This is a genomic window from Antrihabitans cavernicola (assembly GCF_008297975.1).
In the GTDB taxonomy this organism is placed as follows: Bacteria; Actinomycetota; Actinomycetes; order Mycobacteriales; family Mycobacteriaceae; genus Antrihabitans; species Antrihabitans cavernicola.
Map to the genome: position 1 here is coordinate 272,462 of NZ_VLNY01000007.1, position 23,751 is coordinate 296,212.

General features: G+C 64.9%; 23 protein-coding genes and 1 pseudogene. 5 read left to right on the forward strand and 19 right to left on the reverse strand.

Annotation, left to right across the window (positions count from 1 at the left end):
- Nucleotides 1–28: 28 nt before the first annotated feature.
- From FOY51_RS16910 to FOY51_RS16920, 3 genes are all read right to left on the reverse strand, one after another.
- Nucleotides 29–1,768 carry a putative bifunctional diguanylate cyclase/phosphodiesterase gene (locus FOY51_RS16910; protein ID WP_149431414.1) on the reverse strand — a complete coding sequence of 580 codons (1,740 nt, stop codon included), beginning with the start codon at nt 1,766–1,768 and terminating at the stop codon, nt 29–31.
- A gap of 78 nt (nt 1,769–1,846) precedes the next feature.
- The gene (locus tag FOY51_RS16915) at nt 1,847–2,470 is read right to left on the reverse strand and encodes an FHA domain-containing protein (RefSeq protein ID WP_149431415.1); all 624 of its coding nucleotides are present in this window, start codon (nt 2,468–2,470) and stop codon (nt 1,847–1,849) included.
- Nucleotides 2,471–2,546: 76 nt separating this feature from the next.
- On the reverse strand, nt 2,547–2,861 hold the full coding sequence (locus FOY51_RS16920) for a chorismate mutase (protein WP_149431416.1): 315 nt from the start codon (nt 2,859–2,861) through the stop codon (nt 2,547–2,549).
- 187 nt (nt 2,862–3,048) lie between these two features.
- Here FOY51_RS16920 and FOY51_RS16925 point away from each other — a divergent pair.
- Nucleotides 3,049–5,211: pseudogene (locus FOY51_RS16925) on the forward strand (protein kinase domain-containing protein); the annotation flags it as partial.
- Between the two features lie 58 nt (nt 5,212–5,269).
- Here the strand turns inward: FOY51_RS16925 and FOY51_RS16930 are convergent.
- From FOY51_RS16930 to ftsH, 15 genes are all read right to left on the reverse strand, one after another.
- The gene (locus FOY51_RS16930) at nt 5,270–5,620 is read right to left on the reverse strand and encodes a histone-like nucleoid-structuring protein Lsr2 (protein WP_149431418.1); all 351 of its coding nucleotides are present in this window, start codon (nt 5,618–5,620) and stop codon (nt 5,270–5,272) included.
- Between the two features lie 122 nt (nt 5,621–5,742).
- Complete coding sequence (lysS, locus tag FOY51_RS16935; RefSeq protein WP_149431419.1) at nt 5,743–7,251, reverse strand: lysine--tRNA ligase; 1,509 nt, start codon at nt 7,249–7,251, stop codon at nt 5,743–5,745.
- A 27-nt stretch (nt 7,252–7,278) separates the two neighbouring features.
- The gene (locus FOY51_RS16940; protein ID WP_149431420.1) at nt 7,279–7,704 is read right to left on the reverse strand and encodes a rhodanese-like domain-containing protein; all 426 of its coding nucleotides are present in this window, start codon (nt 7,702–7,704) and stop codon (nt 7,279–7,281) included.
- The gene (locus FOY51_RS16945) at nt 7,701–8,324 is read right to left on the reverse strand and encodes a cysteine dioxygenase (RefSeq protein WP_149431421.1); all 624 of its coding nucleotides are present in this window, start codon (nt 8,322–8,324) and stop codon (nt 7,701–7,703) included. Before FOY51_RS16945 ends, FOY51_RS16940 begins: the two co-directional genes overlap by 4 nt.
- 104 nt (nt 8,325–8,428) lie before the next feature.
- Nucleotides 8,429–9,232, reverse strand: a complete 804-nt coding sequence (locus FOY51_RS16950) for a type III pantothenate kinase (RefSeq protein ID WP_149431422.1) — start codon at nt 9,230–9,232, stop codon at nt 8,429–8,431.
- 3 nt (nt 9,233–9,235) lie between these two features.
- Nucleotides 9,236–9,655 carry an aspartate 1-decarboxylase gene (gene panD, locus FOY51_RS16955; RefSeq protein ID WP_149431423.1) on the reverse strand — a complete coding sequence of 140 codons (420 nt, stop codon included), beginning with the start codon at nt 9,653–9,655 and terminating at the stop codon, nt 9,236–9,238.
- A gap of 30 nt (nt 9,656–9,685) precedes the next feature.
- Nucleotides 9,686–10,615 carry a pantoate--beta-alanine ligase gene (gene panC / locus FOY51_RS16960; protein WP_149431424.1) on the reverse strand — a complete coding sequence of 310 codons (930 nt, stop codon included), beginning with the start codon at nt 10,613–10,615 and terminating at the stop codon, nt 9,686–9,688.
- The gene (locus FOY51_RS16965; protein WP_149431425.1) at nt 10,612–11,550 is read right to left on the reverse strand and encodes a Rossmann-like and DUF2520 domain-containing protein; all 939 of its coding nucleotides are present in this window, start codon (nt 11,548–11,550) and stop codon (nt 10,612–10,614) included. The genes panC and FOY51_RS16965 overlap by 4 nt, the downstream gene beginning before the upstream one ends.
- Nucleotides 11,551–11,659: 109 nt before the next feature.
- Entirely contained in the window at nt 11,660–12,574 is a 915-nt protein-coding gene (locus FOY51_RS16970) for a DUF6779 domain-containing protein (protein ID WP_149431426.1), read from the reverse strand.
- Between the two features lie 124 nt (nt 12,575–12,698).
- Complete coding sequence (locus FOY51_RS16975; RefSeq protein ID WP_149431427.1) at nt 12,699–13,166, reverse strand: DUF3180 domain-containing protein; 468 nt, start codon at nt 13,164–13,166, stop codon at nt 12,699–12,701.
- On the reverse strand, nt 13,163–13,675 hold the full coding sequence (gene folK / locus FOY51_RS16980) for a 2-amino-4-hydroxy-6-hydroxymethyldihydropteridine diphosphokinase (protein ID WP_149431428.1): 513 nt from the start codon (nt 13,673–13,675) through the stop codon (nt 13,163–13,165). The genes FOY51_RS16975 and folK overlap by 4 nt, the downstream gene beginning before the upstream one ends.
- On the reverse strand, nt 13,672–14,061 hold the full coding sequence (gene folB, locus FOY51_RS16985; RefSeq protein WP_149431429.1) for a dihydroneopterin aldolase: 390 nt from the start codon (nt 14,059–14,061) through the stop codon (nt 13,672–13,674). The genes folK and folB overlap by 4 nt, the downstream gene beginning before the upstream one ends.
- Nucleotides 14,054–14,851 carry a dihydropteroate synthase gene (folP, locus tag FOY51_RS16990; protein ID WP_149431465.1) on the reverse strand — a complete coding sequence of 266 codons (798 nt, stop codon included), beginning with the start codon at nt 14,849–14,851 and terminating at the stop codon, nt 14,054–14,056. The genes folB and folP overlap by 8 nt, the downstream gene beginning before the upstream one ends.
- Nucleotides 14,852–14,889: 38 nt before the next feature.
- A complete protein-coding gene (gene folE, locus FOY51_RS16995) occupies nt 14,890–15,534 on the reverse strand; it encodes a GTP cyclohydrolase I FolE (protein WP_149431430.1) in 645 nt (214 codons plus the stop codon).
- Nucleotides 15,535–15,597: 63 nt separating this feature from the next.
- Nucleotides 15,598–17,997: an ATP-dependent zinc metalloprotease FtsH gene (gene ftsH, locus FOY51_RS17000; RefSeq protein ID WP_149431431.1), complete on the reverse strand. Its 2,400-nt coding sequence runs from the start codon at nt 17,995–17,997 to the stop codon at nt 15,598–15,600.
- A gap of 199 nt (nt 17,998–18,196) precedes the next feature.
- Between ftsH and FOY51_RS17005 the strand changes: the two genes are divergently transcribed.
- From FOY51_RS17005 to FOY51_RS17020, 4 genes are all read left to right on the forward strand, one after another.
- Nucleotides 18,197–20,398, forward strand: coding sequence for a serine/threonine-protein kinase (locus tag FOY51_RS17005; protein WP_149431432.1), 2,202 nt, complete (start codon nt 18,197–18,199; stop codon nt 20,396–20,398).
- A gap of 36 nt (nt 20,399–20,434) precedes the next feature.
- Nucleotides 20,435–20,716, forward strand: coding sequence for a DUF2277 domain-containing protein (locus FOY51_RS17010; RefSeq protein WP_149431433.1), 282 nt, complete (start codon nt 20,435–20,437; stop codon nt 20,714–20,716).
- 8 nt (nt 20,717–20,724) lie between these two features.
- Complete coding sequence (locus FOY51_RS17015; RefSeq protein WP_149431434.1) at nt 20,725–21,132, forward strand: hypothetical protein; 408 nt, start codon at nt 20,725–20,727, stop codon at nt 21,130–21,132.
- Between the two features lie 71 nt (nt 21,133–21,203).
- Nucleotides 21,204–22,745 (forward strand): aldehyde dehydrogenase family protein, encoded by a 1,542-nt coding sequence (locus tag FOY51_RS17020; RefSeq protein WP_149431435.1) that lies wholly within the window; start codon nt 21,204–21,206, stop codon nt 22,743–22,745.
- Here the strand turns inward: FOY51_RS17020 and FOY51_RS17025 are convergent, their stop codons facing one another.
- Entirely contained in the window at nt 22,746–23,600 is an 855-nt protein-coding gene (locus FOY51_RS17025) for a LysR family transcriptional regulator (protein ID WP_149431436.1), read from the reverse strand.
- Nucleotides 23,601–23,751: the final 151 nt, after the last annotated feature.

Genomic DNA, 23,751 nt, shown 5'->3' on the forward strand with positions numbered 1-23,751 from the left:
GAACAGCGCACTCAACCGAACAGCGCACTCAACCGAACAGCTCTGCCGCCGGTTGCGGGCGGGCGAAATAGTAACCCTGCGCGAAGTCGATGCCATGGGCGGCAAGAAGTTCCGCCTGTTGCGCCGTCTCGATCCCTTCGACGATCACCGCGAGCTGGAACGCGGCGGCCACCGCGGTGATCGCATCGAGCAGTGGCGGCGCGGTCGTCACGTCTGCGATGACGGCCCGATCGATTTTGAGAATGTCGCAGGGTAGGGCCGCGATCCGGGCGAGCGACGAATAGCCGCTTCCGAAATCGTCTATGGCAATACGGATTCCCGCACTCCGCAGTCGCGTCAGCTGCCGAATCGCTTCGGGCGAATCAGCCGCCATGTCGCGCTCGGTAACTTCGAGGACGAGTCGCTCGGGTGACCAGGCCAAGCGTGCGAGAGTCGCAAGGACCGACTCGCAGTAGGCGGGGTCGCCGAGTTCCGCACCGGAGACGTTGACGCTGACGATCATCTCGGATCTGTTGCCCCGCAGACGCTCGGCCTCGGTGCACGCCTCTTCGAGCACGAGGCGACCCAAGTCGGCGATCAAGCCGTTGTCTTCCGCGAGTTGGACGATCCCCTCGGGAGAGATATCCGGGTAGGGCGGCGAATGCCAGCGCACAAGCGCTTCCACCGCTACCGTGCCGTTACCGGTGGACAGCCGGACGATCGGTTGGAAGTGGACGTGGAATGCGCCTTCGCGTATCGCGTCGCGAATCTGCTCGACGAGGGCTGGCCGCCGCGACGACTCGACGACGATCCGGTCCCCTCCTGCCCGCTTGGCCCGGAACAGCCCGACGTCGGCGCGACCGATGAACAGCGACACAGTATCGCCCGGCAGCCAGCCGGTGACGCCTACCGAGCATGCGGTCCGTACCGCCGATCGGAGCCGGTCGGCCAGAGCCGCAGCCGCGGTCTCGGAGGTTCCCCTGACGAGCACCGCGAACTCGTCTCCGCCGTAGCGCGAGACGATGCCGACACGACCGACCTCGTCGCGCCATCGGGTCGCGATATCGCGAATCAGCCGGTCACCGCCGCTGCGACCGAGATCGTCGTTGATCGATTTGAACCCGTCGAGATCGAGCAAGATCAGCGCGAGCTCGTCACCCGACGCAGCCGCGGTGTTGATCTCGGCCTCGATCGCGAAATCGAAGCCGCGCCGATTCAGCAGCCCGGTCTGATGATCGATCACCGCTGCGCGTGCAACCGCGGTCACCAGGCTCACACCGGCCCCGATGAGTGCGGTCGCAGTTGCTATCGGAATCGCCGACCACCACGGCATGTCGGGATCGAACACCGCAAGACCTACGCAACTCGCCACCGCCAAAGCCGTGATGAGAGCCGAGTTGCGCAAGCTGAACATGAGCGCCGCATGGCACGCGACACAGGTGTAGAGGGAGGCCATGGCGACATCGCCTGCGACAGAGGGAGACTGGCCGATAAGGGCGGTCAGTACGACGACGGCAAAGACTATCGACGCCACGTGTCCTATCGGTGAGAGTCGCGCGCGCAGCGCTGCGACCACCACGCTGAGGACGATCGACAAAACGGCACCGGCCAGGAGAATTGCGCGGTTGCCCGGCGGTACCGGCATCGCGGCACCCAACGCCACACCGGCAAGACCGATGAAGAAAAAGAACGCGGCCGTGGTGCGTCCCATCACGTCGCGCTGCAACACCGTCGGCGGCAATCCCGCAATGGCGAGTCTGGTCCCGCGCCGGCCAACGAATTGCTGCACACCGCAGGATATCGAGTGACCGACGGCAATGTGCCGTGAACAACCCCGCGCGCCGAAACCGGAGCCCGGCGCGCTGTGTCAGAGATCGCGTTCGGAAATGATTCCGCTCTGAATTGCCAACTCGGCCAACCGAACTCGCTTCTGATTTTGGGGCAGATCTTCGACCCCGAACTTCGAGAAGAGCGCCCGAAGATGCGTCTTGATCGCATCGACGCTGAGGAACAGTTCGTTCGCGATCGCCTGATTGGCAGCGGGACTGGCGAAAGTCGCGTTGTGCTTGTACGGGCGGCAGAGGGCGATCAGCACCGAACGCTGTGTCTCCGTGAGCGATCGCAGCGTGGGGATGGCCCCGGTGGATACCCGGGTGACGTCGTCGACCGTTGCGCCGAACTCGTGAAACGTGAGGATGGACGCGCCGAGGCGGATCCGATCACCGACGCGCAGGCGGCGGCGGCCTGCGAGCCGCTCACCGTTGACGTAGGTGCCGTTGCGGGAGAGTCCGTCGTCGACGATCGTCCAGTGCGTCCCGATCCATTCGATCGCAGCATGCAGTCGCGACACCTCGTCGTCCCAGGTGAGGGGCACATCGGCCTGCGGGGAGCGGCCGACTGTCACGCGCGGGTTGTCCGTCGACAGCACCAACTCTTGCTGGCGTCCGTCTTCGTCCACAAAGCGCAGGCAGGGCCCGTCAAGCACCGACACGGTGACTCCAATCCATCCGTCAATCGTGCCGCGCAGCTGCGCTGTCGGCAAGGTATTGCGAATGCTAAGGCATGGACTAGTGGACGCGGCCCGGAAGTCCGGTGCGCCCGAGCCGAATCAGCAGCATTCCCAGCGCGACTCCGTCGCGACCCAAGTGATTCTCGAAGCGCGCGAGGGTGTCCATCTCGGCGTGCTGCGCCACTCGCGGCCTACCGGAATGGACCCGCGAGGTACCCAGACTCCGGGTGAGTTCCACGCGACGCCGGACGTTCGCGAGGATCTCCGCGTCGAGCGAGTCGATGTCGGCTCGCATCTGCTGCAGGTCGAGCTCGTCGGATCCGGAAGTCTCCGAGGTGATTCCAACGATCGGGGCGTGCGCGGTGATGGTCATTCTGCGACTCCTGCTTTCGGACACGGTTGAAGTGATGGACCAATCCTCGGCCGCGACCGCGAGGCCCGAAAGGCACCCTAGGGAGGGTGAATTCCACACCTCTACAACGGCGTTCGGCAGGGACAATTGATTCGATCGTCCCGCCGGGACTGCCGTCTCCCCGCTGTTCGAAAGGCATCGCCCGAAAATGAACGTCCACAACTCGGATCGACCCGTCGGTCCAAGCCTTGTTTCCGACCTGGCCGCAGCAGGTTTCGACGGTGCGACCGAAGTAGGTCGGGGCGGATTCGGCGTCGTCTACAAATGCCTGCAACGATCGCTCGGACGCACGGTGGCGATCAAGTTGCTGTCGTCGGATCTCGATGCCGAGAACCGCGAGCGATTCCTTCGCGAGGGCTACGCGATGGGCAGGCTCTCCGGCCATCCGCACATCGTCAATATCCTGCAGGTCGGCGTCACGTCGACCGGTCGCCCGTACATCGTGATGCCGTATCACCCGAAGAACTCGCTGGCGACGCGCATCCGGCGCGACGGCAACCTGGAGTGGACCGAGGCCATCAGGATCGGAATCAAGCTCGCGGGCGCATTGCAGTCCGCCCACAACGTCGGCACGCTGCACAGGGACGTGAAGCCTGCCAATGTCCTGCTCAGCGACTACGGCGAGCCGCAGCTGACCGACTTCGGGATCGCCCGGATCGCCGGCGGATTCGAGACGGCAACGGGCGCCTTCACCGGATCGCTGGCCTACACCGCTCCGGAGGTTCTCCAAGGACAGCCCCCGACGGCGTCCGCAGACGTCTACGGCCTCGGCGCGACCATCTATTCGCTCATCGCGGGCCACGCCGCCTACGACCGACGCACCGGCGAGGAGCTGGTCGCGCAGTTCCTCCGAATCAGCTCGCAACCGGTGCCCGATCTGCGCCCCACCGGCGTCCCGGACGATGTCTGCGCGGCGATCGAACGCGCGATGGCCGCAGAGCCCGAACATCGGCAAGGCAGCGTCGAGGAGTTGGGTGACGAATTGCGCGAAGCCGAGCGCAGGCACGGTCTGCGAGTGGACGCGATGGTCATTCCGCCGCCTGCCGACCCGGAGGAGGACGAGCCGACGCTCGCCTACCATCAGATCCCCACCAGCAGGCCCGAGCCGCACTCCGTGCCGCAGCCCAATTCGCCCGCGAGGTACCCGTCACCCCAGCCCCAGCCCCAGCCGCTGCTCGCTGCACCGACACCGCACCCGCTCCCACCAGCACACCCAGACCCGGCACCCGCGCGACGCAAGCGAGGCCCGTTGGTTGCAGGCGCTGTGCTGGCAACCGGGTTGCTGGTCGCGGCGATCATCGGCGGATTCATGCTCACTCGCGGCAGCGATTCGCCGTCGGTACCCGTTGCCGCGTCGGAGCCTGCGCACGCTCACACTGCTCCAGGCCCCGCCGAGCCCGACTACACGGAGCCTGCGGCTCCCTCGCCCGCAGCTGCACCGGTCAACAGCGCGTCGACATGGCGAACTCTCCCCGATGCGAAGCTGGCCCGCCAGCAGTCGGCCACCACGGTCGCCAACGGCACCATCTGGGTCCTCGGTGGCCTCGACAACTCAGGCTCCACCAACAAGGTGCAGGGCTACGACCCCGCCATTGCCACCTGGAAGTCCGGCCCGGATCTACCTGCCGCACTCAACCATCCGACGGCCGCGGACTACAACAACGAGTTGGTGGTGATCGGCGGTTGGGAACCGGACGGCCCCAATCTCACCGCCAAGACGTCGGCGCGAGTTCTCGCACTGCGCAACGGCGCATGGGTCGATCTGCCACCGCTGCACCAGCCCCGCGCGGCAGGAGCCGCTGCTGTCGTCGACAACAAGTTGATCGTCACCGGTGGGCAGGGCCCCGACAAACAGCTCGCGACGACAACCGAGGTGTACGACGGTGCGGGCTGGACTGTCACCGCGGGACCACCTACACCGCGCGAACATCTTGCCGCCACCACGGACGGCACCTATCTCTACGCGGTCGGTGGCCGCAATCTGTCGTCGGACAAGAACACGGCGGCGCTCGAGCGCTACGACCCTGTCGCCAATACCTGGGCATCGTTGCCAGCCATGCCGACTCCCCGGGGCGGGTTGGGCGCGACCTATCTCGATGGGCGCATCATCGCGGTCGGCGGAGAAGAACCCATCGATGTCCTCGGCACCGCAGAGGCCTACGACGTCGCGGCGCAGGTCTGGACCGAATTACCGAGCCTCGCCACACCCCGGCACGGGCTTGCTGTCGCCGCCGTCGGTAACACCGTCTATGCGATCAATGGAGCTATGCATCCGACTCACGCAGAATCCACTGCCACTACCGAAGCATTGGACTTCGAATAGGAAGTAAATAACCGAACAAAGCTACAAAGTAATAACTATTCTGCCGCTAGTTGGCTTTGTTGTAAGCCTCGGTGATTTCTGCCGAGATGCGGCCGCGAGCGGACACTTTGTGTCCGTTTCGGCGGGCCCAATCACGAATAGCTGCGCTTTGCTCACGATCGACGGAGACGCGACTCTTGGTGCCTGCAGGCTGATTTGCGGCTCGAGTGCGACGACGACCACTCACCTTGCGCGCGGATTCCACCCATACATCGAGCTGACTGCGCAGCTTGGCGGCATTGGTGGAGGACAAATCGATCTCGTACGACGCACCGTCGATACCGAACTCGACAGTCTCATCGGCGGCGGCCTCCCCATCCACATCGTCGATCAGGGTGACGGTGACCTTCTTGGCCATGAGGCGACTTTCCTTCCATCAATGGTGTGGCATGGCAATACAAGTGACTTACTCGAGCGTAAGCGTACCCCTGATTTGCATTTTGCCAAGTCCGAGAAATTGCGCAATGAGAATTGCGTCGGTCATCGCCCGATCGGCCGGACAATTGGGAACAAGATGGTTTCCCTGATTCCCAGCCCGGTCAGCGCCATCAACAACCTGTCAATTCCCATGCCGGTTCCTGTGGTCGGCGGCATGCCCTGTTCCATCGCGGCGAGGAACTCCTCGTCGAGCGCCATGGCCTCGTCGTCGCCCGCCGACGCCAGTCGCGCCTGGTCGACGAAACGCTCGCGCTGGATCACCGGATCGACGAGTTCGGAGTAGCCCGTTGCCAATTCGAAGCCACGCACGTAAAGGTCCCACTTCTCGGTGACACCGGGCTTGCTGCGGTGTTGACGAGTCAGCGGCGACGTCTCCACCGGGAAATCCCGGACGAACGTCGGTGCGAACAACTTGTCGCCGTAGACGTGCTCCCACAATTCCTCGACCAGTTTTCCGTGGCCGTATCCCTTGCCTTCGGGAATCTCCAGTCCCACCCGCTGAGCAAGATCAAGTAATTCGGCAACAGAGGTATCGGGCGTCACTTCGACACCGATCGATTCCGAAAGAGACGGATACATCTCGACGGTGGTCCACTCGCCACCCAAGTCGTATTCGGTGCCGTCCGGGAGCACCACGATCAGCGTTCCCAGCGCTTCCTGAGCAACTTCTTGCACCAATTCCCGCATCATCGTTGCGGAATCGTCGTACGTGCCGTAAGCCTCGTACGTTTCCAACATTGCAAATTCCGGCGAATGTGTGGCGTCCGCGCCCTCGTTGCGAAAGTTTCGATTGATCTCGAAAACCTTCTCGATTCCGCCGACCACGCACCGCTTGAGGAAAAGTTCGGGTGCGATTCGCAAGTACAAGTCGATGTCGAGTGCGTTGGAATGAGTGACGAACGGCCGTGCGGCAGCACCACCATGCAGCGTTTGCAGCATCGGTGTTTCGACTTCCAGAAAACCGCGTCTTTCCAGCGCAGTCCGCAATGCGCGGACGACAGCGACGCGCTTGCGCGCCATTTCGCGCGCCTCCGGCCGAACGATCAAATCGACGTATCGCTGCCGAACCCGCGATTCTTCGCTCAGCTCTTTGTGCGCAACGGGCAATGGACGCAAGGACTTCGATGCGACTGACCACGAATCGGCCATGACGCTCAACTCACCGCGTCGCGAGCTGATCACTTCGCCGTGGACGAAAACGAAGTCACCGAGGTCTACATCCGACTTCCATTGCGCAAGCGCATCTTCGCCGACTCCGGCCAGGCTGATCATCGCCTGCAACTGGGTGCCGTCGCCCTCCTGCAACGTGGCAAAGCAGAGCTTGCCGGTGTTGCGCAAGAAGATAACTCGGCCGACAACACCGACGATCACGCCGGTACTGGAATCCGGCGCCAGCTCGGGATACGCCGCTCTGATCTCACCGAGACTGTGTGTGCGTGGCACGGACACCGGATACGGGTCTCGGCCCTCGGTGAGCAGGCGGTCGCGCTTGTCGCGACGAATCCTGATCTGCTCAGGAGTGTCGTCGGCGGGCTCGAGAGGTTCATCCACGACCGTGAAGCCTAGTCGTGACGCAGATCAGTGCGCGGCGACGGCCTCCGCATCGCGACTGAAATGCCGAGCGCTCGCTGCGACGCCGAGCAGCCCGGCCGCCCGAATCGCCTTGTACCCGCCCACCAGATCGGTCGCGCGGTGAATGCCCAGCTGCTGCAACGCCGCGGCCGCCAAGCTGGACGTGTAGCCCTCGGAGCACATGACGATCCACTCGACGTCGTGATCGACGGCCAGCGCGATACGCGCCGAACTACTTGGATCGCAACGCCATTCGAGGACATTGCGTTCGATCGCTATGGCACCGGGCAGGGTTCCCTCGATCGCGCGCTGAGCCTGCGGACGGATATCGACGATTATCGCGCCGCGCGCGACGGCCTCGGGCAGCTGGAATGCGTAGATCCGGTCCAGTTGCGCGCGAGCAGCTTCCAGCATCTGGTCGATGGTCGTCATTTCAGATCCCCTTCGGGCTGATCGGTGAGCTGGCTGCGGGTGCGGCGAATGGTGTTGTGGTCGGTGACTTCGTAGTACGACATCGCTGTGAGGGGCGGCGAGTAGGCGTGCACGCTGAGCGTCGGATCCGACGGAGCAGGTTTCGAGTCGGGCCCTACCGCGCCGTACGGTCCGGGTGCGCGCATCACGTCGTGGACCCAGCCGATGGGAAACGATGCCTGATCCCCGGCTTCCAGGGTGCGTTGCCGCAATTCGCTGCCGGTCCACCGGAACTCGGACAACGCCCCGCTGAGCACCGTCAACGCACCCAGCGAGCCGGCGTGGTCGTGCAGCTCGGTGGACTGGTCGGGCACCCAGCTGATGAGCCAGACGTCCACGTCGTCGTCGGAGCTCAGACGGACTGCCCAACGATTCTCGGTGGGCCAGGTGCCGCCCTCGGGCAGCAGGTGGTCGTACTTTCCTGCCAGCACGTCCTCCGCACCCTGATCGGTGAGTCTCAGCAGGTCAGCGGAACGAAGTCGCGTCGGCAGAGCGGACGCTATCGGCCTGTCGGCGAGACGCTGGTCGCGGCGAGCGCGCGCTGAAGACAGAGGTGTCGCAGTGGAATTTGCGGAGAGCATGAGGGAATCTCCAGGAAGTGTCGATGGTCAAGGCAGCAGTCAGCCTCGACAACACTCCTGGGCGCTCATGCGGATAGACACGGAAGAGAGCATAGCAGCAAAACTCAGGTTCGCCGGATTCGTTTTTGGTTGCGTTCGAAGACCAGACGCAAACCCTCGAGCGTCAGATCGGGTTCGTGGTGCTCGATGGTGTCGGACTCTTCGATGATCAACGGGGCGCTGTCGCCGGTCGCGATCACGGCGATGTCGGAACCTGCGAACGGCGCCATCTCCACGAGGACGCGACGCACGAGGCCGTCGACAAGGCCTGCGAACCCGAATACGGCGCCGGATTGCAAACATTCGACGGTGTTCTTGCCGATCACCGATCGAGGCTTGACCAATTCCACCTTGCGCAGTGCCGCGGAGTGGGCTGCCTGCGCGTCCGCCGACACTTCGACGCCGGGCGCGATGGAGCCGCCGAGAAACTCGCCCTTGGCCGAGACCACGTCGACGCACGTCGAGGAGCCGAAATCGACCACTACGCAGGGACGTTGGTAGAAGTGGTGCGCCGCAAGGGTGTTGATGATGCGATCCGCGCCTACTTCTTTCGGATTGTCGACCAGCAGCGGAACTCCGGTGCGCACACCGGGTTCGACGACCACGTGCGGAACGTCGCTCCAGTAGCGCCCGAGCATGATCCGCAGCTCACGCAGCACCGAGGGAACGGTGGCGAGCGCGGACACTCCGACGATCTGGTCGGCGTTGTCGTTGCCGATCAGGCCGCGAAAGATCAGCGCGAGCTCGTCGGCGGTCATTCGTGGATCGGTACGCATCCGCCAGTGCCGCACCAGCTTCGAATGCGATCCGCTGCCGGTGAAGAGCCCGAGAACGATATTGGCGTTTCGGACGTCGACAGTGAGCAGCACGCGCTAGACCGCGGACAACGTGCGCGGCGTGATCAGCCCGGAGCCCGCGGGTGCGTGCGCCGGATCCGAACCCAGATCGATCGGCTTGTTCGCCGAGTCGACGAACACGACGCGCGGCTGGTACTCGCGCACTTCCTGCTCGTTCATCACGCCGTACGCGATCAGGATGACGAGGTCGCCCGGCTTCACCAGATGCGCTGCGGCACCGTTGATCCCGATGACACCCGAACCGCGCTCGCCGGCAATCACGTAGGTCTCGAGGCGCGCGCCGTTGTCGATGTCGACGATGCACACCTGCTCACCCTCGAGCAGGTCGGCAGCATCCATCAGGTCCTGATCGACGGTCACCGAACCCACGTAGTGCAGATCGGCGTGGGTAACGGTCGCCCGGTGGATCTTGGACTTCATCATGGTGCGAAACATCGTTGTCGCCCTTTCTGGTGTGAAACGTGGTCAGCGGGTTGCAAGTGTGTCGTGCGGTCGGGAATCAGCTTGTGCGGGTTCGAGCTCGGCGGGTTCACCGAGCGTGACACCGGCGTTGTCGAGCAGCCGGGTCTTGCCGAAACGCGCCGCGATCAGCAAGCGCGCGTCGCCCTCGTCAGGCGCTGGCCCGAGGTCTTTGGCGCGCAGTTCCAGATAGTCGACGTCGATCTCCGGTACCGCCGCCAAAACCGAGCGCGCCGCAGCGAGCACTGCATCGCTGCCGTGCCGACCCGCGTGGTTGCCTGCCAACAGCGCCGCCGACAGGGTCGGCGCAAGATGACGCTGCTCGGCGTCGAGGTACCGATTGCGCGACGAGAGCGCCAGCCCGTCGGCCTCCCGCACCGTGGGGACACCGACGATCCGGACGTCGAAGTTCAGGTCGTGCACCATTTGCTGAACCAGCGCGAGCTGCTGATAGTCCTTCTCTCCGAAATACGCGTGATGCGGGCGGGCGATCTGGAGCAACTTGGCGACCACGGTGAGCATGCCGGCGAAATGCGTTGGCCTGCTTGCACCTTCCATGTCCGCGCCCACGGGGCCCGGGTGGATCGTCGTGCGCGGACCGTTCGGGTACATGTCGGCGGCGGACGGCGCGAAGACTAGCTCGACGCCCTCGCTCCGAAGCATCTCGACATCGGCGTCCAGCGTTCGCGGGTAGGCATCGAGGTCTTCGCCCGCGCCGAACTGCAGCGGGTTGACGAAGATCGACACGATTACCACGGCACCACCGCGGCGCGCCTGCCGCACCAATTCGAGATGGCCCACGTGCAGCGCGCCCATCGTCGGAACCAACGCAACCTTGCGGCCGACGCCGCGCAGTGCATTCGACACCGAGGTGATCACCTTCGGGTCGTGATGCACCGTCAGCTCGCCGGCCGTGTACGCACCGTGGCGCGTCATGATCCCTCCAGCAGGTCGATGAGCTCGGCATTTGCCCCAGCGCGCTGGGCCGATCGCAGTGAGAGTGCGCGATAGCCCGCAGCGATCGCGGGGTCGACGTCGTCGAGGGCAGCCAGGTGTGCGGCCACCGCCGCGGCATCACCGCGAGCCACCGGGCCCGTGAGCGCGGCGGGACCGCGACGCAGCGCATTGTCGAGGGCGGCGGACAGCAGTGGCGCCAGTATGCGCTCGGCGATGCCGTTGGGCTGATCGTCGACCAGTTGCTGCCCGAGCAGTTCGCTGCCTGCCAGCGCCACGCGCAGGGCTGCAACCGCATCCACCACCAGGGTCACCAGATGGTTGCTGCCGTGCGCCAACGCGGCGTGGTACAGCGTTCGGTGATCTTCGCGAACCCGCACCGGCTCGCCACCGATCTCGATCACCAGCGACTGGGCGATGGCGTACCCGATCTCGTCGGCGGCGGTGATGCCGAAGCACGCGTTCGACAGACGGGCCGTGTCCTCGTCGTGCCCGGTGAACGTCATCGCTGGATGAATCGCCAGCGGCATGGCACCCAAGTCGGTGAGCGGGGACAGAATTCCGATGCCGTTGGCACCCGACGTGTGCACCACCAGCGTTCCGGATTTGACGACGCGAGTGGCGGCGAGCCCGGACACCAGCGACGCGAGCTCGGCATCTGGAACGGCGAGAATCAGCAGTTCGCTACGGGAAGCAACATCGGCGACCGGCAGAATCTGAGAATCCGGCAAGCGGGTTTCGGCACGACGAACCGAGGCATCGGAGACAGCGGAAACGCCGAAAACGATATGACCAGCGCGCTCCAACGCGGCGCCGATAGCGGTACCAACCCGTCCTGCCGAGACGATGCCGACCGTCAACCGTGCAGGCGCGGGATCAAGTCCCTCAGAATTACCGGTGAACCCTTGTGAGGTCACAGTTGTCCTCTCGTTCGTTCCAGTCCCGCACTGCGGGTACCAGACGTCCTAGGGAGAGGATATCCGCAAGGCAGAGCACGGTGCTATGCGCACCGGAGTGATCTACAGCTCAGTCAGCCGACCGGCGACGACCGCCGCCAGCGCTCTGAGCTGCGGATTCGGACTGCAGACCAGCCATGATCTCGGCCACTGTTCTGCCGCCGGACGAGTGCCCACCCTTGCTTCGATCGGCATTTGCCGCGTCGTCGCTGTCGGCTCGCCGACGCCTGCGTGACCCTGCAGCCGCCTCGGGCAAGATCACCGGTTCGGGTTCGGGTTCGGGCTCTACGGTGGCAGCAATGACCGGCTCGGGGGCCGCGACAGGTTCGGGCTGCGCTGGTTCGGACTCGGGCTGTACTGCCGGTTCGGGCACCACCGGCACGCCGAGGTCGGGCGGCACGATGGAAGTCTCCGCGGTCACGGGCGCGTCGTAGGGGGTCGCGAACCGCGGTGAACCGTTGTCGGGGACGAACAGTCCCGACGGTGCCGGCTGATAGCTGCTGTACGGCCCGCTGGCCAATTCCTGTACCCGCGTCGAGTCGGCGCGCAGCGCGACCCGGTCGACCGGCAGCTTGCCGTCGAACAGCATCTCCAAGCTGTTGCGCAGCGACGCGAGTTCGGAGCGCAGACCGGCGAGCTCGTGCGCGTCCGGGCGCAGTTCGTCACGTACCCGCGACTCGACGCCCAGCTCGAATTCGCGTCGGGCCGAGATCTCCCGCTCGAGTTGCAGCTCGTAAACGGTCTGCAAATCTCGCGCTTTTGCCTGGTCGATGGCAGCGTCGCGACGATACTTGTGCATCGCAAACGCGCCGAGGAGGGCAGCCCAGACTGCGATCACAACGCCGATCCGCAGCAACCGTGCGCTGTCGAAGAACAGCGAAACGACACTCGCCGTCAGCGCAAGCGCGATAATCGCGCCGATGAAGTACTGCCCGGCACTGCGCCGCCCACGGCGGGGCGACTTGGTGCGAGCATCGAACGTCATGGGTCCAAGGGTAGCTGCCGCAGTGCCGTACACCTGCAACTACCGTCGGCCCCTGCGCGCCGAGATGATGCTTACGTAGGCATCCGTCGAGTGGACGTCTACGCAACCATCAACTCGACGAAAGTCAGTGCGCGGGCTCGTCCGGCGGATCGTCGGGGGTCTTGCAGCAATGTTCCAGCCACAGTGCCGCTGCAACGAGAAGGACCCCAGCTACCAATCCCACGATCGCGCCGGGGCTGTCGGACACCGCTGCCCGCAGATTCGACCGCTGCGGGAACACCCACAGCAGGAAACCCAGCCACACGCCCGCGCTGGCCGCTCCCACCAGCGCCGATGCCTTCGCGAGCGCAACAGCACGGGCCGCGGTGATCGGATGCAGTTGACGGGGACCGTCGCCGATTCGGTGATCGTTGATGCGAGCGCGAATCATCAGCGCAGCGATCAGCTCGATGCCCGCGATCGGATACAGCGATGCCCCGGCATAGATCGGAATCGGCGGCAACTGGCCGTAGAGGACGCGAACCAGAATCCACGAGGCGACACCGGCGATCAGAAACAGGGCAAGGAGATCCCAGACGCGGGTTGGTTTCACCGGCCCACCATCCGCAGCTGAAAGTCCGTGCGCCGCACTCCGGCGCGCTCCGATTCGTCGAGAGCGTCGAGCAGCACGCCGATCGGAGTCGACTCGCCGTCGACGGGCAGCGTCGCGGCGGGATCCACGTCCAACCACGGCACCAGGACGAATGCCCGCTCATGCGCGCGAGGATGCGGCAACGTCAGCACTGGGTCGTCGCTGCGAATCTCGTCGCACGTGACGACGTCGACGTCGAGTGTCCTGGGCCCCCAGCGCACGTCGCGAACCCGCTCCGCCTCGGCTTCCAGCGCATGCCCGATCTGCAGCCAACCGCGACAATCCACGCTCGGATCATTGACCACCACAACGGCATTCAAGAAATCCTGCTGTTCGATGCCGCCCCAGGGTGCCGTCGAATAAACAGCCGACGTCGCAACCGCTTTGCTACCGAGCCCGTCGAGCACGGCTTGCAGGTTGGCGACACGGTCACCCATGTTGGAGCCGATCGACAGGACGGCACGAGTCATTGCGGCGCATCCGATCGGCTACGCCTGACCACGACCGCCACATCTTCGAACGTCAGCGGAATCGGGGCGGACGGCTTGTGCAGCACCACCTCCACCTGCTCGATTCGCGAATCCGCAAGTGCCGCTTCGGCGATCTGAACCGCGACGGTCTCGATCAGATCCTTCGACGGCCCGGCGATGATCGCGGCAGCCTGCTCGGCAAGGGTGCCGTAGTCGATGGTGTCGGCAAGATCGTCGGTGGCGGCGGCAGCGGTGTGGTCGGTCCAGACCACGAGGTCGACGACGAAGTCCTGACCGTCGCGCTTCTCGTGGTCGAACACGCCGTGATTGCCGCGCACGCGAAGACCGCGCAGCTCGATGCGGTCACCAGCTTCGAAATCAGACACTGTGCCATGCCCCGACGACGGCGAGCGCGTCGCGCGATGCGCGTACGTCGTGCACCCGAATCCCCCACGCGCCGTTGGTCGCTGCCAACGCAGAGATCACCGCTGTTGCGATCTCGCGACCGTCGGGCGGTCGGGGGCCCGCCTCGTCGGCGAGCAGCTCACCGAGGAATCGTTTCCGCGAGGCCCCGATCAGGATCGGGAATCCGTCGGCGACGAACTGCGGCAGCGCGGCGAGCAATTGCCAGTTGTGGCCTGCGTTCTTCGCGAAACCGAGGCCGGGATCGAGCACGATGTTCGACCGGTCGACGCCGGCGGCGATCGCACGATCGACCTGCATCATCAGCTCGGACCGAACGTCGGCGACTACGTCGTCGTACTCGGCCGCACCACCGGCATGCACATATGTCGATTTCGATCGCCAGTGCATCAGGATCCACGGCACGCCGGCGGCAGCGACCACGCGCGCCATCTCGGTGTCCGCACGACCGCCCGAGACGTCGTTGACGACGACAGCGCCCGCCGCGACGGCGGCAGCAGCCACCTCGGCGCGCATGGTGTCCACGCTGACCGGAATGCCTTCGGCGACAAGGTCTTCGATCACCGGCGCAACCCGACCTGCTTCGATCGACGGATCCACCCTCGTCGCGCCCGGTCGAGTGGATTCACCACCCACATCGATGATGTCGGCGCCCTGCCGAAAGAGTTCGACACCGTGCGCAACGGCGGCGTCGTGATCGAGATACTTGCCTCCGTCGGAGAAAGAGTCGCTGGTGACGTTGAGGACACCCATCACCACGCAGCGCCCTGTAGCCAACTCGGTGAGCACGCTCACTTGCGGAGAATCAAGTCCAGGGCCTCCGAGCGCGAGGCCGCACTGGTCTGGAACAAGCCCCGAACCGCTGACGTGGTGGTGCTCGCACCCGGCTTACGGATACCGCGCATAGCCATGCAGAGATGCTCGGCCTCGACCACGACGATCGCACCGCGCGGTTGCAGCTTGCGGGTGACGGCGTCGGCGATCTGGCTGGTGAGCCGCTCTTGCACCTGCGGTCGCTTCGCATACAGATCGACCACGCGCGCCAACTTCGACAAGCCCGTGACCTGCCCCGTCTTCCCCGGGATGTAGCCGACATGCGCTACGCCGTGGAAAGCGACGAGGTGATGCTCGCAGGTGGAATACAGCGGGATGTTGCGGACCAGCACCAACTCCTGGTGGCCTTCGTCGAACGTCGTGTTCAGAACGGCATCCGGCTCGACGTAGAGACCGGCGAAGATCTCCCGGTACGAGCGGGCCACCCGCGCAGGCGTGTCGAGCAATCCCGGCCGATCCGGATCCTCACCGACCGCGATCAACAGCTCACGAACAGCGGCTTCCGCTCGCGGCTGATCGAAGGTCCGGCCCGTCGCGAGCGCTTGGACATCATCGGTAGGACCGTCGAAGCGGCCGTCGCCGTCGACCTGATCGAGCGCCATCGACCGAACCTCCAGGTAAGTGGCACCGCAGTGTCTTACCTGGGCACCGACAGATGAACAAGCCTAGTAGCGGCCGTTGGGCCCATCCCACGTGCCCTGATCGGGCTCGTCGGGTCGATACCGATCGGATCCATCGTGACGCGGTGCGCCCGAATGACCGGCAGGCGGCGGGTTCCAGGAAGGGCCGGTTTCACCCGACGGGCGAGCGTGCTGCCCTGGCTGACCGGGCGACGGCTGTTCGCCCCACGGATCACGCGGTGTGCCGTCGGGCTGGTGCTGACCTTCCCGCGGCGGCCAACCCGGTGCCGACCATCCCGCTGGTGCACCGTAGTCCGGTCGCGATCCTTGCTGTGGACCCTGATTCGGTGCGTGACCCTGGTAGGGACCACCACCGTTGCCCCCGTAAGGGCCGCCGTTCGGCGCGGGGTAACCATTAGTGGGCGCCGGGTAACCGGTGGGGGCCGGAGCCGGATAACCGTTGGCGGGGACCGTCTCTCGCGGGAACGGTGCCGGTGCCGGCTCCGGGGGCCACGGCTCGCCACGCTCGATCGCAAGCTCGCGCGGCGTCTTCACCGGCGGCTTGTCGGACGGAACGCGCTCGCCGAAATCGTTGAACGCGGTGATGCGCGGCCGCTTCTCGACGCTGGTGAAAATCTCCTCCAGGTCGCGGCGGTGCAGCGTCTCGCGCTCGAGCAATTCGGTGGCGAGGATGTCGAGCACATCGCGGTACTCGTTGAGAATCGCCCACGCCTCGGTGTGCGCGGCCTCGATGAGGTTGCGCACCTCCTCGTCGATCTCGCGGGCAACCTCGTGCGAGTAGTCGGACTGCACACCCATCGAGCGGCCGAGGAACGGATCGCCCTGCTCTTGCCCGTAGCGAACCGCGCCCAGACGCGCGCTCATGCCGTACTCGGTGACCATGGCGCGGGCGATCTTGGTGGCCTGGTCGATGTCGGACGACGCACCGGTCGTCGGCTCGTGGAACACCAACTCTTCCGCGGCGCGACCCCCCATGGCCATGACCAGACGAGCGATCATCTCCGACCGCGTCATCAAGCCCTTGTCGTCCTCCGGCACCGTCATCGCGTGACCGCCGGTGCGACCGCGAGCCAGGATGGTGACCTTGTAGACGGGCTCGATGTCGGGCATCGCCCACGCGGCGAGCGTGTGCCCGCCCTCGTGGTAGGCCGTGATCTTCTTCTCGTGCTCGCTGATGATGCGGCTCTTGCGACGCGGACCACCGACAACGCGGTCGACCGCCTCTTCCAGCGCAGCACCGTTGATGACGACGCCGTTCTCACGGGCCGTCAGCAGCGCGGCCTCGTTGATGACGTTGGCGAGGTCGGCGCCGGACATACCGACCGTCCGCTTCGCAAGTCCCTCGATGTCGGCATGCTGATCGATCGGCTTGCCCTGCGAGTGCACCTTGAGGATCGCGCGGCGACCGGCGAGGTCGGGTGCGCTGACCGGAATCTGGCGGTCGAAACGGCCGGGGCGCAACAGCGCCGGGTCCAGAATGTCGGGGCGGTTTGTTGCCGCGATCAGGATGACGCCGGTGCGATCGCCGAAGCCGTCCATCTCGACAAGCAACTGGTTGAGCGTCTGCTCGCGCTCGTCGTGACCGCCACCGAGGCCTGCGCCACGCTGGCGACCGACAGCGTCGATCTCGTCGACGAAGATGATGCAGGGGCTGTTCTGCTTGGCCTGCTCGAACAGGTCGCGAACACGCGATGCACCGACACCGACGAACATCTCGACGAAGTCGGAACCGGAGATCGTGAAGAACGGGACGCCCGCCTCGCCCGCGACAGCGCGAGCCAGCAGCGTCTTACCGGTTCCTGGCGGGCCGTAGAGCAGCACACCCTTGGGGATTTTCGCGCCGAGCGCCTGGTAGCGGGCCGGGTTCTGCAGGAAGTCCTTGATCTCGTACAGCTCTTCGACAGCCTCGTCTGCACCCGCAACATCGGCGAACGTCGTCTTGGGCATGTCCTTGGTGAGCTGCTTCGCCTTGGACTTACCGAAGCCCATCACGCCGCCGCGACCACCGCCTTGCATGCGACCCATCACGAAGACGAACAGACCGAGCAGCACCACCATGGGCAACACGAACAGCAGGATCGAGGTGAGCCAGCTCTCCTGCGTGACGGTGGTGTTGAACTTCGAGGCGCCGGAGTCTTGGACAGCCTTGAACACCTGGTCGGACACCGAGCTGGGGTACTTGGCGATGATCTTCGTCTCGCCGCTCGTCGCGTCGTTTCCGTTGTTCAGGGTCAGCCGGATCTGCTGCTCCCGATCGTCGATCTGGGCTTGCGACACGTTCTTGTCGCTCAACTGCGTCAGCGCCACCGAAGTGTCGACGCTCTTCCAGCCGCGCGTGTCGTTGCCGAAGTAACTGAACGCATAGATGACCAGCAGAATGCCGGCGACTATGGCCAGGTTGCGAAACACAGTCTTGCGGTTCATACAGCGTCGGCCGCTATGGCCCGGTCCTTTCGAGTGGTGCGCCTGCGGTTGAAAAACTTGCAGTAGCCCGGATAGGCGAGCACGGCCGGACGTATCAGGCTACCGCGAAGAGTGAAAGTCCACGTGGGTCGCCAGGTAGTGCCAACCTGTCGATATAACGACGAGCCCGTCCCCATGGTTCCCGGCGTTATCATTTCGCATGCGCCCAGAGCAGCCGGTAACCGTGCCGGAGCTGGTCGAACAGTTCGACGAGGCCTGGCGTTCCGCCGACGGCGAACCCGATCTGCGCACCTATCTGCCCGACTCCCCCGTGCAACGACGGGTCGCGCTCATCGAACTCGTCAAGGTCGATCTGCGAAACCGCTGGTCACAGGGCAAGGCGCCGAAACGCCTCGCGCAGTACTGCGAGGAGATCCCGGAACTCGGGTCGTGGCCGCTGCCCCCCGACCTGATCTACGAAGAGTTCCACGTACGACGCAACAACGGCTCCGCGCCGGACGAGTCCGAATACACCGAGGACTACCCCGACCAGGCGGAACTGCTGAGCGAAATGCTCGGGACCGGTGTGTACGAGTCGACGTTGATGACGCATTCGGGCAGTGCAGGCACCCTCGTCGAGCTGGACGCGGGCCGACGGATCAACGATTTCGACCTGATGACCGAACTGGGGCGCGGCGCATTCGCTCGGGTCTTCCTTGCCAGACAGCGCTCCATGCAACGGCTGGTGGCGGTCAAGATCTCCGAGGATCACGGCACCGAACCGCAGACCTTGGCGCAGCTCGACCACGACTACATCGTTCGCGTTTTCGACCAACGACTGCTCGAGGGCGGCAAGCTCCGGCTGCTCTACATGCAATATCTGCCGGGCGGGACGTTGCTCAGCGTGGTGAAGCTGGTTCGACAGACTCCGCTGGCAAATCGCAGCGGGCGGTTGCTGTTGCAGGCAATCGATCAGGTATTGGCCGACAAAGGCGAGATTCGGCCCACGGATTCCGCCGTTCGCGCTGAGCTCGCCGCACTGACGTGGCCCGAGACAGTGGCCTGGTTGGGCAGGCGATTGGCCGATGCACTCGACTACGCGGGTAGCCGCGGCGTGCTGCACCGCGATATCAAGCCGGCAAACGTCCTGCTCACCGCCGACGGCGTTCCAAAGCTGGCCGACTTCAACATCAGCTTCAGCACGGAAATCCCTGGCGACTCCCCCGTTGCCTACTTCGGCGGGTCGCTGTCGTACATGTCGCCGGAGCAGCTGGCAGCGATCCATCCGGACAAGCCGGGCACGGCCGCCGACCTCGACACCCGCAGCGATCTGTACTCGCTCGGCGTCGTGCTGTGGGAATTGCTCACGGGTAGCAAGCCTTTCGCCGACAGCGCCGGGAAGGACGCGGGCGACAGAACCACACTCGACGCGATGCTCGAGCAGCGCAGCCATGGCGTCGATCCGCATCCGCGGGCGGAGTTGCCCGCGGATTGCCCCGCCGCGCTGAGCCGAGTGCTGACCAAGATGCTGGAGCCCGATCCGGCCGATCGATGGTCGTCGGGGGCCGAACTGGCACAGCAACTCGACGTCTGTCTGGACCCGCGAGCCCGCGACCTGGTCGATCCCCCACCCGACAGTTGGCGGCTCCGATTGCGCCGCTGGCCGCACCCGATCATGGCGTTGGCGATCGCCGTGCCCAACCTGCTTGCGATTCTCTACAGCTATCAGCACAACCGAACGCTGATCATCGACAACCTCGATCCCGCAGCGCAGCACCGATTCGATCTGCTCACGAAGTGGAGCTACGGCATCGCATTTCCGGCTGGGATCGCGATGACGACCTATCTGATCACCTATCTGTTCGTCGTCTCGAACGGGCTCAGAAAGGGCCGCAGCTACGACGCCGCCGCGCTGAGCCGGGCGCGCACCGACACACTTCAGCTCGGCCAACGGATCGCGGTGATGATCTTCGCGCTGTGGGTGCTGGCGGGCATCCTGGTGCCGTTGACGCTGCAGCTTTCCGGATCGGACATGGCATTCGATGCGGTCGTACATTTCTCCGCATCCCAAATCGTTTGCGGTGCAATAGCAATCGTCTATCCGTACTTCCTGGTCAACTTCTACGCGGTGCGCTGCCTGTACCCGGCGTTCCTGCCGCACGGTGAGGTCACCGCCGACGACGCGAGTCGGTTGCGGCGCCTCGATCGGCGCAGCACGCTCTACCTTGCTGCCGCCGCGGCGGTTCCGCTGATCGGTGTCGCGGGCGCAACCTTCATTCCGCCCGCCGATCTGCCGAAGGTGATCGTCGCCGTTCGCGTGCTGTGCGTGGGCAGCGCGCTCGCCTTCGTCGGCGCCTACTGGTTGTTCCGGTTGCTCGAGGACGATTTGCGGGCGTTGGAACGGGTGGTGAGAGCTCGCTGACGCCGAACGGCCGGTGCCCGTCGTACGCTGGATTTCATGTGCCGAAACATCACCGCTCTTCGTGGCCTGGAACCGCCCGCGACGCAGGAGGAGATCGACGCTGCCGCTCTGCAATACGTTCGCAAAGTGGGTGGTCTGTCCGCGATTTCCGCCGCCAACAAGTCTGCGGTCGACGCCGCGGTCGCCGAGATCGCCGCGACAACCGCCCGCCTCCTGGCGGACCTGCCTGCACGCAAGGTCCCGCCGAAGAACGATCCCCCGCTGCGTCGTATCGCCGCGCGTAATCACACGCACCCGCATACGCACAGCCACGCCTGAGCCGAAAAGTGCCGTATGCCGTCGTACGTCCCGACGGGATGGACGACGAAGAGCGTTGGTACGACGGGATCGGAAGCCTGCTGTGGGTAATCGCCGGACTTGTTGCTGGAGCAGTACTCGGCGGATGGGTCTTCGTGTGGGGTGTCGCTGCACTGCACGATCTGCTGCACGTACCGGAGTTGTCACCGGTGCCCATCGAGGATCGTGCGCCTGGCGTTGCGGGACCCACCTTCGCGTACTGGCTGGCCTGGGCGATCCCGCCGCTGGTGGTGTACCCAATCGGCGCGTACCTGGCCTGGTCGTGGCGACCAGGACGCTGGCCCGTTATCGCGACGCTGACGGGATTCACGTCGGCCGCACTGATGATCGTGCCGATCTGGATCTCGATGGAGGTGGGCGGATTCGCCCCGACCTGATCGGATGTCTCGATCTGTGCAAATATCGTCCTAGTGCTCCACATCACAACTCACCCGTGCGGAGGTCGACGATGACCGCGACAGAAACCATCACCGAGCAGCGCCTCGACATCGCGGTGCGCAATCCGGCTGACGGGCGGGTAGTCGGTAGTGTCCCCGACGAATCGCCTGCCGCCGTTGCGGCGAAAATCGCAACGCTGCGGGCGAACCAGCCTGCGTGGGAGGCGTTGGGCCCCAAGAAGCGGGGCGAGTGGCTGCGCAAGTTTCAGAACTGGATGATCGACAACTCCGATCACATCGCCGACGTGCTGCAGTCGGAAACGTCCAAGCCGCGGGTCGATTCCAGCATCGAGGTGCCGCTGATCAGCGACCTCGTCAACTACTACGTCAACAACGGCACGAAGTTTCTCGCCGACGAGCATCCGATGTCGTTCACTGCGCTCGGTGCGGCGAAGAAGCTGACCAAGACCTATCGCCCGTACCCGGTGGTCGGCGTGATCACGCCATGGAACTTCCCCTTCGCCATGCCGGGGATGGACGTGGTTCCGGCGTTGATGGCCGGTGCCGCCGTGATTCTCAAGCCGTCCGAAGTGACCCCGCTCGGCGGTGCCGAATTCGTCCGCGGCTGGAAGGCGATCGGCGCGCCGCCGGTGCTCGAATTGGCAACCGGCCGTGGCGAAACCGGCGCCGCTGTCGTCGAGAACGTCGACTACGTCCAGTTCACCGGATCGACGTCGACGGGCAAGATCATCGCGATGCAGTGCGCCAAACGACTGGTTCCGTACAGCCTTGAACTCGGCGGCAAGGATCCGGCTCTGGTGCTCTCCGACGCCGACATCGACCGCGCCGCATACGGAATCGCCTTCGGCGGCCTGCTCAACGCCGGTCAGGTTTGTGTCTCGGTGGAGCGCGTCTACGTCGAAGCGCCGGTGTACGACGAGTTCGTCGCCAAGCTCACCAGTCATGTCGGCGAACTGCGCCAGGGAGCCGACGATCGCAAGGGCAAGTTCGACATCGGCGCCTTGGCCACGGCTGAGCAACGCGACATCGTCGCGCGCCATGTCGACGACGCGATCGCGAAGGGCGCTCGCGCGACCACCGGCGGCAAAGCAACCGGCGTCGGCACCTTCTTCGAGCCGACAGTGCTTGTGGACGTGGATCATTCGATGTCGTGCATCACGGAAGAGACGTTCGGCCCGACGATCCCGGTGATCAAGGTCGCCGACGAGGCCGAGGCCATCCGACTGGCGAACGACTCGACATTCGGACTGTCGGCAACCGTGTGGACTCAGGACAAGGAACGTGGCGAGCGGGTGGCCCGCCAGATCGAGGCAGGCGCAGTCAACATCAACGACGCCGCGTCCAACGTCTTCGCCTTCGCACTGCCGATGGGCGGTTGGAAGGACTCCGGTGTCGGTGCGCGATGGGGCGGTGCCGCGGGCGTTCAGAAGTACTGTCGCGCACAGGCAATCACGGTTCCCCGAGTGCCGACCCAGAAGAAGGAACTGATCTGGTTCCCGTATTCGCCGCCGAAGGTCAAGATGGCGTTGGCGACGATGCGTGCCGTCAGCGCGACCGGACTGCGACGGTTCGGAATCGGCCGCCGATCCTGACTAGCTGGTCGCCGCGTGCTCTACGAAATCGAGCACCGACGACCTGTCGTCGTCGACCCGCCATGCGAGCGTGAGCACGCACGGATCGATGCCCGTCAACTTGCGTGCGGTGATTCCCGGCCAGCGATACAGCGGCAGGTTGTCTTCGGCAAGAATGCAGATACCCAGGCCTAGGCCCACCGCCTCCACGGTCTGCTCTGGCGTCGACTCTTCCGCGCCAACAACAGGTTTCCGACCGCCGCGCGCATCGGTGGCCAACCAGTAGTCGCGCAACGGGCCCGCGTCCATCGGCAACGCGATGAATGTTTCGTCGACGATGTCGGCGAAATCGACGGTCTCGGATTCGGCGAGTCGATGGGTCTCCGGCATCAACACCCACCGCTCCTCGGTCCGCAGTTCGCGTGAGGTGTAGCGCTCGCGGTCCGGCAGGGGCAGCCACAGCAACGCCAGATCCGACTTTCGCGTGGCAAGTCCACACGTCGGGTCCGACCACGGCGCGGTGTGGAACTCCAACTGCTGCCCGCTCGCCTTCTCCAACTCAGTGAGCAGACCGCGTCCGATCGAATCCTGCAGTCCGACGCGAAGCGTGTCCTGCGCCGCAGTCAGCGCTTCGGTCACCGCACCCCACAGAGCGAGCACCTGCTTCGCGCCGATCAGCAGCTCGCGCCCAGCCACGGTCAACGCGACGGTGCGCTGATCGCGATCGAACAGGCTGACCCCCAGCTGCGACTCCAACTGTCGTATCTGCCGCGACAACGTCGGTTGCGCGATGTCGAGCCGCTGTGCCGCCTTGGTGAAATGCAGCTCTTCGGCGACAGCGACGAAGTAGCGCAGATCCCGCAGATGAGGGTCCATAGCCTATGGCTATCAGATGGTGAACCGACTAGGGCGTGTCTCCCGAATATTTGCGTCCTGACCAGCGAGTATTAGCCGATGACGCGGATGGGTGTGATTTCTGACGAGTTCTGGGCTGCTGTCGAACCGGTGATGCCCTCGGATGTAGGTA